This is a genomic window from Streptococcus mitis (assembly GCF_022137125.1).
Classification (GTDB): Bacteria; Bacillota; Bacilli; order Lactobacillales; family Streptococcaceae; genus Streptococcus; species Streptococcus mitis_CE.
In genome coordinates, this window is sequence record NZ_JAKNEQ010000005.1 from 56,597 (window position 1) to 71,284 (window position 14,688).

Here is a 14,688-nt window from a genome sequence, read left to right on the forward strand (position 1 = left end):
TCTTCTCTTTTTTGTTATATTTTTTCTTGTAAACTACTGCTTAATCAGCTTTTGCGATAAGCTTTAATACTGTGGCTATACCACTCCTGCATTTCTTTTGATGGTGGTGTCATATAATCCCCATACATCTGGGTTAAAAATTGATCATATTTTTTAGGGACGGGCAACATACGGCCTTCAAACTCAGTTAAGATGAGTTCTTTAAAGGTATCAACTGGGAAGACTTCTTTCATACCTTCCTTACCAATCCCAATTCCTCCTTCATATTGAGGAGTGTTGGTTGCAGCATTTTTGACCAGCTGATCAATTTTCTTGTAAAAGTAACGGGGATTGACCACTCGGAGGGCGTACCAGCTACATAATCTTAGAAAATCTTTTAACTTGCTATCACCGTGAACTGCGCGTGATTTTTTAATATAAGCTAGTTGACGAAGGGCTACATACTTATAACTCTTGTCGACAATGCTCAAGTCTGTAAAGCGATCAATTGGGAAGACATCGATAAAGAGACTGGTGTCATGACGCTTGTACTTAACATGATCTTCGATAACAGTAGAAGTATCCAAAATCGATGCGAAATTATGGAAGTACCAAGAAGAAGTGTCGTAGGATAGAACCTTATAACGTGGATTGTCTTCTTCCTCAATAATTTTCAATAAGCGCTCATAATCTTCACGATAAAGGGAAATATCGATATCATCGTCCCAGGGAATCATACCTTTGTGGCGGATAGCTCCAAGCATGGTTCCATAACTTAGAAAATAAGGAATATCATGTTTCTTACAAGTCTCATCAATATAGTCTAGCAGGGCTAGTTGAATTTCTTTAATTTCTTCTTTTTCTAAATACTGCATCCTAATCCTCCAATTTATAAGCGTGAAATTCATGACTGTAGAAGCGTTTTTCTTCAGGTGGCAAGGTCATATAATCCCCGTAAAATTGAGTCAAAATAGTATCAAATTTTTCAGGTGCAGGAAGGGTCAAATTCTCAAAGGGTAAATCAATTGTGTTATCAAAGGTACCGCTTGGGAAGACTTCCTTTTCCTTAAATTTAGAAGGGATAAAGGCCATATACTGACCATTCTCACGACTATATTTTTGAATTTCTTTCTCGATTTTATTTGCAAAATAACGAGGAGAAACAGGTCGAAGGAGAAACCAAAAGGCTGTTCGTATCCAATCTTTTAAAAGGCTGTCTTTATAGACGATATTTTTGTGTTTGCTGAAAGACAGAAGTTTGAAGCTTTCCAGTTTATAACAAGTATCAATGATTTTAGGATCATCAAATCGATCCATGGGAAAAATATCAATAAAGACACCAGACTCATAGGTTTTCGTATTTCGAGTATCGATTATTTTGGTTGTACTGTCGGTGATTTTGATAAAGTTATTAAAGTAGTTCTTATCTGTCTCTAAGGATAAGAGTTTGTATTTGCTTTTTTCCTTTTGAAAAATGTTAATAAATCGTTGGTAGTCTTCTCGTGGCATGGATAAATCAATATCGTCGTCCCAAGGGATAAATCCCTCATGTCGAACTGCCCCAATCAGGGTCCCGTAGTTAATAATATAGTTGATATTGTGCTTTTTACAGAGAGTATCAATATAATCCAAAATTTCTAATTCAATTTGTTTAGCATCTTCAATGGTTAGTTGTTTCATTTTAAACTCCTATGATCTTTTGAATTTATTTTTTAAGGCTAGGACATGGTTTAAAAATTCATAGAAAATGCTATCTTTGGTGAAGGCAAGTAGACCAATATAAGAGATGGATGATAGCAAGACAATCAAACCAGTATTAATCAAAAATGGCAAATTAATGACCATATCCACGGGATACAAGAAATTAATCAGGAAATAGATTCCTACAAAGGAAAGTGAAAAGAGCGAGTATCGAACAGTATAGCTAAAGATATGTCCTAAGTGGATGAGTTGTTTTCTATGGATGAAAATGATATAGAAAACAAGTAGAGAGGCCTCTGATAGCATAGTTGTCAGTAAGTAGTATTCAGGAGCCACTATGTGGTTGAAAAAGAGGAGACTATTTAAGCCCAAATTGAGTAATCCTGCAAAGACTGTATAGACTGTGATTCGTTTTTCATAGCCATTTGTAAAGAGAATTTGGGAACCAAGAATGGTATCTAAGGCCAGGATAATAGTACGAAAAGCGAAGAGAGAGGTTAAGATACCGCCTCCGATATATTTTTCACTACCATAAAGTAGGATAGCATTTGGTCCTAAAACCATGAGTCCAAAGCTCAGTGGAATGATAAAGAAGTTAAAGATTCGACTACCTCTATTAACAAGTGCGACATAAGCTTCCTTATCGCCTTTTCCTAGATAGTAACTGAGACGAGGCACACTCACTCCGATAGCTCCTGTTACAACACCAGCTATAACGGTCACAATTCGCTGAGCCATGGTATAGTAACTAACGTTGACATCAATCCCTGTTTTAACGAGGAAGAGACGATCTAAAAAAGTGAAGAGCATATTGGCATTGGCAAAGACCAACATGGCTGTTAAAGGGAGAAAGAGCGGTTTGAAATCACTTATGTGAATCTTAACAAGCTTAATGTCTCTTTTAATCCAAAAATAACTAATCAGATAGTTAATCAGTGTCGATAAACTCATCACAAGTGTATAGACAACAATATCGTGTTCATTTTTGACAAACAGGAAAATAGAGACCAGCATCAGGATACGGATGAAGGCAGTCTTGTAAAAGAGAAAACTGTAATTTTCCAGAGCTTCATTAACCCATTCGATTGAAAAAATCTGGGCAATGAGTTGAATCCCCATAACAAGGTAGACTTTTTTGACGATTGGATTATCTGTAAAGAAGAGAGGATAGGCTAGGATATAGACAGCGGTGGTCAAAATTGTACAAGCTATGCACAAATAAAAAAGACTAGAGAAGGTTCTATTCAGATCTTTTTTGTTATCCTTGACATTACTGATGGCCCGTAAACCGTAGTTATAAACCCCATAAGTCGCAAAGGGTAAGAAAAATGACAAAATTGTGTCAACAGAGTTGAAGTAACCATAGTCAGTTCGGTCCAAGACACGCGCGACGTAGGTACCAGTTAAGATGGGAAAAATAATATTCAAGACACGAATTCCCATGTAAGATAGAGCATTTAATTTTATACTTTTCATTCAATTTACCTCGTTTTTCATTATATCATAAAGTTAGCTAATAAGAAATGAAGGGCAGTAATACTCTTCGAAAATCAAATTCAAACCACGTCAGCGTCGCCTTACCGTACTCAAGTACAGCTTACGGCTAGCTTCCTAGTTTGCTTTTTGATTTTCATTGAGTATAAGTCAAGTAATCACTTTGAAGTTTCAAAGTTTGATTTTAAGCTTTCTTTAAGAAAACTATATTATTCTGAAGAACTCTAAAATTTCACAGCCATTTATTGGTAATGACTACCGAATTCCTAGTCATTACTAGAAATGGACTAGTTATTTTGAATAATAGAACTCCTTAATCCTTCTATTCTAGAACGGGAGGGCCGGTATTTCTTTCATGATAGGACTAGATTGTGGTATAATAGAGAGAATAAGTTTTTTTAGTAAGACAAAGGAGAAAATAGATGATTTATGCAGGAATTCTTGCTGGTGGAACTGGCACACGCATGGGAATCAGTAACTTGCCAAAACAATTTTTAGAGTTAGGTGATCGACCTATCTTGATTCATACAATTGAAAAATTTGTCTTGGAACCAAGTATCGAAAAAATTGTAGTTGGGGTTCATGGGGACTGGGTTTCTCATGCAGAAGATCTTGTAGATAAATATCTTCCTCTTCATAAGGAACGTATCATCATTACAAAAGGTGGTGCTGACCGCAATACAAGTATTGAGAAAATCATTGAAGCCATTGATGCTTATCGTCCGCTTACTCCAGAGGATATCGTTGTTACCCACGATTCTGTTCGTCCATTTATTACACTTCGCATGATTCAAGACAATATCCAACTTGCCCAAAATCATGATGCAGTGGACACAGTGGTAGAAGCGGTTGATACTATCGTTGAAAGTACCAATGGTCAATTCATTACAGATATTCCAAATCGTGCTCACCTTTATCAAGGACAAACACCTCAAACATTCCGTTGCAAGGACTTCATGGACCTTTACGGTTCTCTCTCTGCTGAAGAGAAGGAAATCTTGACAGATGCATGTAAAATCTTTGTGATTAAAGGAAAAGATGTGGCCTTGGCCAAGGGTGAATACTCAAATCTGAAGATTACAACCGTAACAGATTTGAAGATTGCAAAAAGTATGATTGAGAAAGACTAGTAAAATGATTAATCAAATTTATCAACTAACTAAGCCTAAGTTTATCAATGTCAAATATCAGGAAGAGGCTATTGACCAAGAGAATCATATCCTCATCCGCCCTAATTATATGGCGGTCTGTCATGCGGATCAGCGTTACTACCAGGGGAAACGTGATCCCAAGGTTTTGAATAAAAAACTTCCAATGGCAATGATTCACGAGTCGTGTGGAACCGTTATTTCTGACCCTACAGGAACCTACGAAGTTGGTCAAAAAGTTGTCATGATTCCGAATCAGCCTCCTATGCAGAGTGATGAAGAATTCTATGAAAACTACATGACAGGGACCCATTTCTTGTCTAGTGGCTTTGATGGCTTTATGAGAGAGTTTGTTTCTCTCCCTAAAGACCGTGTGGTGGCTTATGATGCTATTGAAGACACGGTTGCAGCCATTACAGAGTTTGTCAGTGTCGGTATGCATGCTATGAATCGCTTATTGACCCTTGCTCATAGCAAGCGGGACCGAATCGCTGTTATCGGAGATGGCAGTTTAGCATTTGTGGTTGCCAATATTATCAACTATACTTTGCCAGAAGCAGAGATTGTGGTTATTGGTCGTCATTGGGAAAAATTGGAACTTTTCTCATTTGCCAAAGAATGCTATATTACTGACAATATTCCTGAAGATTTGGCCTTTGACCACGCTTTTGAGTGTTGTGGTGGTGATGGTACTGGACCAGCCATTAATGACTTGATTCGCTATATTCGTCCTCAGGGAACGATTCTCATGATGGGAGTTAGCGAGTATAAAGTCAATCTCAATACACGCGATGCCTTAGAAAAAGGCTTGCTCTTAGTTGGATCTTCTCGTTCTGGTCGCATCGATTTTGAAAATGCAATCCAAATGATGGAAGTCAAGAAATTTGCCAATCGTCTTAAAAATATCCTTTATCTAGAAGAACCTGTAAGAGAAATTAAAGATATTCACCGTGTCTTTGCAACCGATTTAAACACAGCCTTTAAAACCGTGTTTAAGTGGGAAGTATAGGTGCTGGAGGTTAATTGTGGAGAAAATCATTAAAGAGAAAATTTCTTCCCTACTTAGTGAAGAAGAGGAAGTCCTCAGTGTTGAACAACTGGGGGGAATGACCAATCAAAACTATTTGGTCAAAACAACAAATAAGCAATACATTGTTAAGTTCTTTGGTAAAGGGACAGAAAAGCTTATCAATCGTCAAGATGAAAAGTACAATCTTGAACTACTAAAGGATTTAGACTTAGATGTAAAAAATTATCTTTTTGATATTGAAGCTGGTATCAAAGTAAATGAGTATATCGAATCTGCGATTACGCTTGATTCAACGTCAATCAAGACTAAATTTGACAAAATTGCTCCAATATTACAAACCATTCATGCATCTGGTAAGGAATTAAGGGGAGAATTTGCTCCTTTTGAAGAAATCAAAAAATACGAATCCTTAATTGAAGAAAAAATCCCGTATGCTAACTATGAAGCAGTTCGAGAAGAAGTCTTCTCCTTAGAGAAAAGACTGGCTGACTTAGGTGTTGACAGAAAATCTTGTCACATCGATTTGGTGCCTGAAAACTTTATCGAATCACCTCAAGGACGTCTATATCTGATTGACTGGGAATATTCATCAATGAACGATCCAATGTGGGATTTAGCTGCCCTCTTTTTAGAGTCTGAATTCACTCCCCAAGAGGAAGAAGTCTTCTTGTCACATTATGAAAGTGACAAAACACCTGTCTCTCGAGAAAAGATTACTATTTATAAAATTTTACAAGATACTATTTGGAGTTTATGGACTGTCTATAAGGAAGAGCAAGGTGCAGATTTTGGTGACTATGGTGTAAGTCGTTACCAAAGAGCTGTTAAAGGTTTAGCTTATTATGGAGGTTCAGATGAAAAATAAAAATGGAGTTTCTTTTGGTCTACTCTCAGGTATTTTCTGGGGGTTGGGTCTAACGATTAGTGCTTATATCTTTTCGATTTTTACAGATTTGTCGCCCTTTGTGGTGGCTGCTGCTCACGATTTCTTGAGTATCTTTATCTTACTAGCTTTTCTTTTGATAAAAGAAGGGAAAGTTCGTCTCTCAATTTTCTTAAATATTCGCAATGTTAGTGTGATCATCGGAGCCTTGCTAGCAGGCCCTATCGGTATGCAGGCCAATCTTTATGCGGTTAAGTATATCGGAAGTTCTTTAGCTTCATCTGTGTCGGCTATTTACCCTGCGATTTCGGTTTTATTGGCTTTCTTCTTTTTGAAGCACAAGATTTCAAAAAATACTGTATTTGGGATTATCTTGATTATTGCAGGCATTATTGCTCAGACCTATAAGGTTGAACAGGTCAATTCCTTCTACATTGGGATTCTCTGTGCTTTGGTTTGTGCTATTGCATGGGGAAGTGAGAGTGTTCTTAGCTCTTTTGCCATGGAAAGTGAACTGAGTGAAATCGAAGCCCTCTTAATCCGTCAAGTAACTTCATTCTTGTCCTATCTTGTGATTGTGCTCTTCTCTCATCAGTCATTTGCAGAAGTGGCCAATGGACAATTGCTAGGTCTTATGATTGTCTTTGCAGCCTTTGATATGATTTCCTATTTGGCTTATTATATCGCTATCAATCGCTTGCAACCAGCCAAGGCTACAGGCTTGAACGTGAGCTATGTAGTATGGACAGTCTTGTTTGCAGTTGTTTTCTTGGGTGCACCGCTAGATATGCTGACAATTATTACGTCACTTGTCGTTATTGCTGGAGTTTATATTATTATTAAAGAATAAAGGAGATTCGTGTGAAAGCCATCATCTTAGCAGCGGGATTGGGAACTCGCTTGCGTCCTATGACTGAAAATACCCCTAAAGCCTTGGTTCAGGTTAATCAAAAACCTTTGATTGAATACCAAATTGAGTTTTTAAAAGAAAAAGGAATTAACGACATCATCATCATCGTCGGTTATCTTAAAGAACAATTCGATTACTTGAAAGAGAAATATGGAGTTCGACTCGTTTTCAATGATAAATACGCTGACTACAATAACTTTTACTCTCTCTATCTTGTAAAAGAAGAATTAGCTAACAGTTATGTTATCGATGCCGATAATTATCTCTTTAAAAATATGTTCCGCAATGATTTGACACGTTCGACTTATTTTAGTGTTTATCGTGAAGATTGTACCAACGAATGGTTCTTGGTCTATGGAGATGACTACAAGGTTCAAGACATTATTGTTGATAGCAAGGCTGGTCGTATCCTTAGTGGTGTATCCTTCTGGGATGCTCCAACCGCAGAAAAGATTGTCAGCTTTATCGACAAGGCTTATGCGAGTGGTGAATTTGTTGATCTCTACTGGGACAATATGGTTAAGGACAATATCAAAGAGCTGGATGTCTATGTTGAAGAATTAGAAGGCAATAGCATCTATGAAATCGACAGTGTCCAAGACTATCATAAATTAGAAGAAATTCTTAAAAACGAAAATTAAAAATTCCAACATCTGGCTGAAATAGTCGGATGTTTTTTTGATTTTTTACGAATAAATAGATGAGTAGAAAAAGAAATGGAGATATTTATGAAAATCACAAACTATGAAATCTATAAGTTAAAAAAATCAGGTTTGACCAATCAACAGATTTTGAATGTCCTAGAATACGGTGAAAATGTTGATCAAGAACTGTTGTTAGGTGATATTGCAGATATATCAGGTTGCCGAAATCCAGCTGTTTTTATGGAACGTTATTTTCAGATAGACGATGCGCATTTGGAGAAGGAGTTTAAAAAATTTCCATCTTTCTCTATTTTAGATGACTGTTACCCTTGGGATTTGAGTGAAATATACGATGCGCCTGTACTTTTATTTTACAAGGGAAATCTTGACCTCTTGAAATTTCCTAAGGTAGCGGTCGTGGGAAGTCGTGCTTGTAGCAAACAGGGAGCTAAGTCAGTTGAAAAAGTCATTCAGGGATTGGAAAATGAACTGGTTATCGTCAGTGGATTAGCCAAGGGCATTGACACAGCAGCTCATATGGCAACTCTTCAGAATGGCGGAAAAACCATTGCAGTGATTGGAACAGGACTGGATGTGTTTTATCCTAAAGCCAATAAACGCTTGCAAGACTACATCGGCAATGATCATCTGGTTCTCAGTGAATATGGACCTGGCGAACAACCTCTTAAATTTCATTTTCCTGCCCGTAATCGCATCATTGCTGGAATTTGTCGTGGCGTGATTGTAGCAGAGGCTAAGATGCGCTCAGGGAGTCTCATTACCTGTGAGCGAGCAATGGAAGAAGGACGCGATGTTTTTGCTATTCCTGGAAGTATTTTAGATGGACTATCAGACGGTTGCCACCATTTGATTCAAGAAGGTGCAAAATTGGTCACCAGTGGGCAGGATGTTCTTGCGGAATTTGAATTTTAAGACGAAAACTCGCTTACTAGACAAACTTTTCTTCTATATATAGGAGCTAAGTCTTGACAGTTATGGCAAAATGGTTTACACTTTATAAAGTTTATTACTTTGAAAAGGTGTGATACTGTGGCTACGGCAACAAAAAAGGAAAAATCAACAGTTAAAAAAAATCTAGTAATCGTGGAGTCGCCTGCTAAGGCTAAGACGATTGAAAAATATCTAGGCAGAAACTACAAGGTTTTAGCCAGTGTCGGGCATATCCGTGATTTGAAGAAATCCAGTATGTCCGTCGATATTGAAAATAATTATGAACCGCAATATATCAATATCCGAGGAAAAGGACCTCTCATTAATGACTTGAAAAAAGAAGCCAAAAAAGCTAATAAAGTCTTTCTGGCGAGTGACCCGGACCGTGAAGGAGAAGCGATTTCTTGGCATTTGGCCCATATTCTCAACTTAGATGAAAATGATGCCAACCGTGTGGTCTTCAATGAAATCACCAAGGATGCGGTCAAAAATGCTTTTAAAGAACCGCGTAAGATTGATATGGATTTGGTCGATGCTCAACAGGCACGCCGTGTCCTGGACCGCTTGGTAGGGTATTCGATTTCGCCTATTTTGTGGAAGAAGGTCAAGAAAGGCTTATCAGCAGGTCGCGTTCAGTCTATTGCGCTTAAGTTAATCATTGACCGTGAGAATGAAATTAATGCCTTCCAGCCAGAAGAATACTGGACAATTGATGGTGTCTTTAAAAAGGGAACCAAGCAATTTCAGGCATCCTTCTATGGAGTAGATGGCAAAAAGCTGAAACTGACTAGCAATGATGAGGTCAAGGAAGTCTTGTCTCGTCTGACTAGTAAAGACTTTTCAGTGGATCAGGTGGATAAGAAAGAGCGCAAACGCAATGCTCCATTACCTTATACTACTTCATCTATGCAGATGGATGCTGCCAATAAAATCAATTTCCGTACTCGAAAGACCATGATGGTTGCCCAACAGCTCTATGAAGGGATTAATATTGGTTCTGGTGTCCAAGGTTTGATTACTTATATGCGTACTGATTCGACCCGTATCAGTCCTGTAGCCCAAAATGAAGCTGCAAGTTTCATTACGGATCGTTTTGGTAGCAAGTATTCTAAGCATGGTAGCAAGGTTAAAAATGCTTCAGGTGCTCAGGATGCCCATGAGGCTATTCGCCCGTCTAGCGTTTTTAATACACCTGAAAGTATTGCTAAGTATCTGGACAAGGACCAGCTCAAGCTCTATACCCTTATCTGGAATCGTTTTGTGGCTAGCCAGATGACAGCTGCTGTCTTTGATACTATGGCTGTTAAATTGTCGCAAAATGGAGTTCAATTTGCTGCCAATGGTAGTCAGGTTAAGTTTGATGGTTATCTTGCCATTTATAATGATTCTGACAAGAATAAGATGTTACCGGACATGGCTGTTGGAGATGTAGTCAAGCAGGTAAATAGCAAACCAGAGCAACATTTCACTCAACCGCCTGCTCGCTATTCTGAAGCGACACTGATCAAGACCTTGGAGGAAAATGGGGTTGGCCGTCCGTCAACCTACGCACCAACAATTGAAACCATTCAGAAACGTTATTATGTTCGCCTTGCAGCCAAACGCTTTGAACCGACAGAGTTGGGAGAAATTGTTAATAAGCTCATCGTTGAATATTTCCCAGATATCGTAAACGTGACCTTTACAGCTGAAATGGAAGGCAAACTGGATGATGTCGAAGTCGGAAAAGAGCAGTGGCAACGTGTCATTGATGCCTTTTACAAACCATTCTCCAAAGAAGTGGCCAAGGCTGAAGAAGAAATGGAGAAAATCCAGATTAAGGATGAACCAGCTGGATTTGATTGTGAAGTGTGTGGCAGTCCAATGGTCATTAAACTTGGTCGTTTTGGTAAGTTCTATGCTTGTAGCAATTTCCCAGATTGCCGTCATACCCAAGCAATCGTGAAAGAAATCGGTGTTGAGTGTCCAAGTTGTCATCAGGGACAAATCATTGAGCGTAAAACCAAGCGTAACCGTCTCTTCTATGGTTGCAATCGCTATCCAGAATGTGAATTTACCTCTTGGGATAAGCCTGTTGGTCGTGACTGTCCAAAATGTGGCAATTTCCTCATGGAGAAAAAAGTCCGTGGTGGTGGCAAGCAGGTTGTATGTAGTAATGGTGACTACGAAGAAGAAAAGATTAAATAAGAGGAGAGTCCTGAAAGTGAATTTCAGGCTCTTTTTGGTTGGAACTTGACAAAATTCACCATTGTATGCGAAACTAGAAGAAGATTATTTTAACTAGGAGAAGTTATGCGTATTATTTATCTAATTATTGGCTTTTTATCACTGGCCTTGGCTATTATTGGGGTTGTTTTACCCTTGTTGCCCACAACGCCTTTTCTTTTATTGTCTATTGCTTGTTTCTCCAGAAGTTCCAAGCGCTTTGAAGATTGGCTTTATCATACCAAGCTCTATCAAACATATGTAGCTGATTTTCGCGAGACTAAGTCTATTGCGCGTGAACGTAAAAAAAAGATTATTGTCTCTATCTACATCTTAATGGGAATTTCCATTTATTTTGCACCTCTTTTACCAGTCAAAATCGGTCTGGGTGCTTTGACTATCTTTATCACTTATTATCTCTTCAAGGTCATTCCTGACAAAGAATAGTTAAAATAGTAGTTATTTGCCTTGATAAAATTGAAAATATATTTACAACAATATGATATAATAAATTCAAAGTAATACTCAAGGAGAATCAAATGATTTACGAATTTTGTGCTGAAAATGTGATCTTGCTTGAAAAAGCGATGCAGGCTGGAGCTCGTCGAATCGAACTTTGTGACAATCTAGCAGTTGGTGGGACAACACCCAGCTATGGAGTGACTAAGGCAGCGGTTGAACTGGCAGTTAACTACGATACAACCATCATGACCATGATTCGTCCACGTGGTGGCGACTTTGTCTATAATGAACTAGAAATTGCAATCATGCTAGAAGACATTCGTTTAACTGCTCAGGCTGGAAGTCAAGGGGTTGTATTTGGGGCTTTAACTGCTGATAAGAAGTTGGATAAACCTAATCTTGAAAAGTTAATTGCTGCATCAAAAGGAATGGAAATTGTCTTCCACATGGCCTTTGATGAATTGAGTGATGAGGATCAACTGGAAGCTATTGACTGGCTTAGTCGAGCTGGTGTCACTCGAATCCTGACTCGTGCGGGTGTATCTGGCGATTCACTAGAAAAACGTTTTGCTCACTATCACAGAATTTTAGAGCACGCTAAAGGTAAGATTGAAATTCTACCAGGTGGGGGGATTGACCTTGACAACCGTCAAATCTTTATCGACCAACTGGGAGTGACACAACTACATGGTACTAAGGTTGTCTTTTAAAAAATAGAAAGGAACTGCTAGCTTTGGGTAGCAGTTTTCACTTATGTTTGAAATTTTTAAATCCTATCAATTGAATCAAGAAAAGGCTCATGATTATGGTTTTGTAGAAAATAGTGGAGTCTGGACCTATAGTTGCCAGATTTTGCAAGGTGATTTTGTCATGACTGTGTCCATCAGTGCTGATAATGTGAACTTTCAAGTCTTTGACCAGGAGACTGGTGATCTCTATCCTCAAGTTCATATGGAAAGCATGAGGGGAAGTTTTGTCGGAAATGTCCGTGAGGCTTGTTTGGAGATTCTTTACCAGATTCGGAAGGCTTGTTTTGAGGTACAGGATTTTATCTGCCCTCAGACTAAGCGAATCATGACTCAAGTTCAGGAAAAGTATGGTAATCAGTTGGAGTATTTGTGGGAGAAATCGCCTGATACGGCAGTGTTAAGACACGAAGGCAATAAAAAGTGGTATGCCGTCTTGATGAAAATCTCTTGGGATAAGCTGGAAAAGGGCAGAGAAGGACAGTTGGAAGCAGTCAACCTCAAACATGACCAAGTAGCTGATTTACTTTCACACAAAGGCGTTTATCCAGCTTTTCATATGAATAAACGTTACTGGATTAGTGTGGTGCTTGATGATACTTTATCAGATAAAGAAGTATTGGAATTGATAGAAAAAAGTTGGAACTTAACTACTAAAAAATGAAACATTTCAAGGATTTTCAATTAGCAAAATATTCTCTACTGAAGAAATTTTCAGAAAATATTGGATTTTTTCTTGACAAGTACTTTTGCCTATGCTAAAATACTAAACAAGATATCAAACGAAGGAGAAAGTCAAACATGAAAACAGCTAAGTTTAATCAATTTGCTTTGTTGTTGAGGTACTCGGGCTAGTGCAAAAAGCATTAGTCCTGTTTGGCTTACCAAGCGGGAGTGAATCAACATCTCGCTTGGACTTCTGAGCGAGATGTTTTTTTAAAACCACATTTGGAAAAGGGGAAATCTTATGAGAACAGTTGAATTTCTAGATACCAGCCTTCGGGATGGAGAACAGACACCTGGTGTTAATTTTTCAATCAAGGAAAAAATTGCCATTGCAAGACAGCTGGAGAAATGGGGCATTTCAGCAATTGAAGCTGGTTTTCCAGCGGCTAGTCCAGACTCATTTACGGCAGTTCAGGAGATTGCTAAGACCTTGAAGAAAACGGCAGTGACTGGTTTGGCCCGCTCTGTCAAGTCTGATATTGATGCTTGTTACGAAGCCCTCAAGGATGCCAAATATCCACAGGTTCACGTCTTTATCGCTACTAGTCCCATTCACCGCAAGTATAAGCTCAATAAGAGCAAGGAAGAGATTCTAGAAGCTATTAAGGAGCATGTCTCTTATGCACGTTCCAAGTTTGAGGTTGTCGAATTCTCTCCTGAGGATGCGACCAGAACAGAGTTGGATTTCCTCTTACAAGTCGTTCAAACAGCGGTTGATGCAGGTGCGACTTATATCAATATCCCTGATACGGTAGGATTTACCACACCAGAGGAATATGGAGCTATCTTCAAATACTTGATTGAGAATGTCAAAACGGAACGTCAGATTATCTATTCGCCTCACTGTCATGATGACCTCGGAATGGCAGTGGCTAATAGCCTTGTTGCTGTCAAGAATGGGGCAGGACGAGTCGAAGGAACCATCAATGGTATCGGGGAGCGAGCTGGTAATGCTGCTTTGGAAGAAATTGCAGTGGCCCTCAATATTCGTCAAGATTACTATCAAGCAGAAACTAGTATTGTTTTAAATGAAACCATCAATACGTCAGAAATGGTTTCTCGCTTCTCAGGTATCCCAGTTCCTAAAAACAAGGCCGTTGTTGGTGGCAATGCCTTTTCTCATGAATCTGGTATTCACCAAGACGGAGTTCTTAAAAATCCTCTTACTTATGAAATCATCACCCCTGAATTGGTCGGTGTCAAGAGTAACAGCCTCCCGCTTGGAAAATTATCTGGACGTCATGCTTTTGTTGAGAAACTGAGAGAATTGGCCCTAGATTTTACAGAAGAGGATATCAAACCACTTTTTGCTAAGTTCAAGGCGCTGGCTGATAAAAAGCAAGAAATCACAGATGCAGATATTCGTGCTCTGGTAGCTGGAACCATGGTTGAAAATCCAGAAGGTTTCCACTTTGATGATTTACAACTTCAAACTCATGCAGATAATGACATTGAAGCACTCGTTAGCCTAGCCAATATGGATGGTGAGAAAGTCGAGTTCAATGCGACAGGACAAGGCTCTGTTGAAGCTATATTTAACGCTATCGATAAGTTCTTTAACCAATCCGTTCGTTTGGTGTCCTACACCATTGATGCTGTGACAGATGGAATTGATGCTCAAGCTCGGGTTTTAGTCACTGTTGAAAACAGAGATACGGAAACCATCTTTAACGCAGCAGGTCTTGATTTCGATGTTCTAAAGGCTTCGGCAATTGCCTACATAAATGCTAATACCTTTGTTCAAAAAGAGAATGCAGGTGAGATGGGACGCAGCGTTTCTTACCGCGATATGCCTAGTGTGTAAAGGAG

General features: G+C 38.8%; 14 protein-coding genes. 11 read left to right on the forward strand and 3 right to left on the reverse strand.

Annotation, left to right across the window (positions count from 1 at the left end; translation table 11 throughout):
• Positions 1-44 precede the first annotated feature (44 nt).
• The 3 genes from L0P31_RS05720 to tacF are packed head-to-tail and all read right to left on the reverse strand — an operon-like array spanning position 45 to position 3,156.
• The gene (locus L0P31_RS05720; RefSeq protein WP_084947121.1) at positions 45-854 is read right to left on the reverse strand and encodes a LicD family protein; all 810 of its coding nucleotides are present in this window, start codon (positions 852-854) and stop codon (positions 45-47) included.
• A 1-nt stretch (position 855) separates the two neighbouring features.
• Complete coding sequence (locus L0P31_RS05725) at positions 856-1,659, reverse strand: LicD family protein (RefSeq protein ID WP_238096141.1); 804 nt, start codon at positions 1,657-1,659, stop codon at positions 856-858.
• Between the two features lie 9 nt (positions 1,660-1,668).
• The gene (gene tacF / locus L0P31_RS05730) at positions 1,669-3,156 is read right to left on the reverse strand and encodes a type IV teichoic acid flippase TacF (RefSeq protein WP_023946907.1); all 1,488 of its coding nucleotides are present in this window, start codon (positions 3,154-3,156) and stop codon (positions 1,669-1,671) included.
• A 440-nt stretch (positions 3,157-3,596) separates the two neighbouring features.
• Here tacF and L0P31_RS05735 point away from each other — a divergent pair, with 440 nt between their 5' ends.
• The 11 genes from L0P31_RS05735 (at position 3,597) to L0P31_RS05785 (ending at position 14,683) form a co-directional block, all read left to right on the forward strand.
• The gene (locus tag L0P31_RS05735; protein ID WP_000638495.1) at positions 3,597-4,304 is read left to right on the forward strand and encodes an IspD/TarI family cytidylyltransferase; all 708 of its coding nucleotides are present in this window, start codon (positions 3,597-3,599) and stop codon (positions 4,302-4,304) included.
• A gap of 4 nt (positions 4,305-4,308) precedes the next feature.
• Complete coding sequence (locus L0P31_RS05740) at positions 4,309-5,331, forward strand: ribitol-5-phosphate dehydrogenase (protein WP_000609896.1); 1,023 nt, start codon at positions 4,309-4,311, stop codon at positions 5,329-5,331.
• 16 nt (positions 5,332-5,347) lie between these two features.
• Positions 5,348-6,217 (forward strand): choline kinase LicA, encoded by an 870-nt coding sequence (gene licA, locus L0P31_RS05745; protein WP_078238400.1) that lies wholly within the window; start codon positions 5,348-5,350, stop codon positions 6,215-6,217.
• Positions 6,207-7,085, forward strand: a complete 879-nt coding sequence (locus tag L0P31_RS05750) for a DMT family transporter (protein ID WP_238096143.1) — start codon at positions 6,207-6,209, stop codon at positions 7,083-7,085. Before licA ends, L0P31_RS05750 begins: the two co-directional genes overlap by 11 nt.
• Positions 7,086-7,096: 11 nt before the next feature.
• A complete protein-coding gene (locus L0P31_RS05755; RefSeq protein WP_000643965.1) occupies positions 7,097-7,786 on the forward strand; it encodes a sugar phosphate nucleotidyltransferase in 690 nt (229 codons plus the stop codon).
• An 87-nt stretch (positions 7,787-7,873) separates the two neighbouring features.
• Positions 7,874-8,722 (forward strand): DNA-processing protein DprA, encoded by an 849-nt coding sequence (dprA, locus tag L0P31_RS05760; protein WP_078238401.1) that lies wholly within the window; start codon positions 7,874-7,876, stop codon positions 8,720-8,722.
• Between the two features lie 117 nt (positions 8,723-8,839).
• The gene (gene topA / locus L0P31_RS05765; protein ID WP_084928455.1) at positions 8,840-10,927 is read left to right on the forward strand and encodes a type I DNA topoisomerase; all 2,088 of its coding nucleotides are present in this window, start codon (positions 8,840-8,842) and stop codon (positions 10,925-10,927) included.
• 105 nt (positions 10,928-11,032) lie between these two features.
• A complete protein-coding gene (locus L0P31_RS05770) occupies positions 11,033-11,392 on the forward strand; it encodes a YbaN family protein (protein ID WP_050389980.1) in 360 nt (119 codons plus the stop codon).
• A gap of 92 nt (positions 11,393-11,484) precedes the next feature.
• Entirely contained in the window at positions 11,485-12,117 is a 633-nt protein-coding gene (locus L0P31_RS05775; protein ID WP_084928457.1) for a copper homeostasis protein CutC, read from the forward strand.
• Positions 12,118-12,160: 43 nt separating this feature from the next.
• Positions 12,161-12,817: an MmcQ/YjbR family DNA-binding protein gene (locus L0P31_RS05780; protein WP_084953140.1), complete on the forward strand. Its 657-nt coding sequence runs from the start codon at positions 12,161-12,163 to the stop codon at positions 12,815-12,817.
• A 303-nt stretch (positions 12,818-13,120) separates the two neighbouring features.
• Positions 13,121-14,683 (forward strand): 2-isopropylmalate synthase, encoded by a 1,563-nt coding sequence (locus L0P31_RS05785; RefSeq protein ID WP_024057949.1) that lies wholly within the window; start codon positions 13,121-13,123, stop codon positions 14,681-14,683.
• The last annotated feature ends 5 nt before the right edge of the window (positions 14,684-14,688 follow it).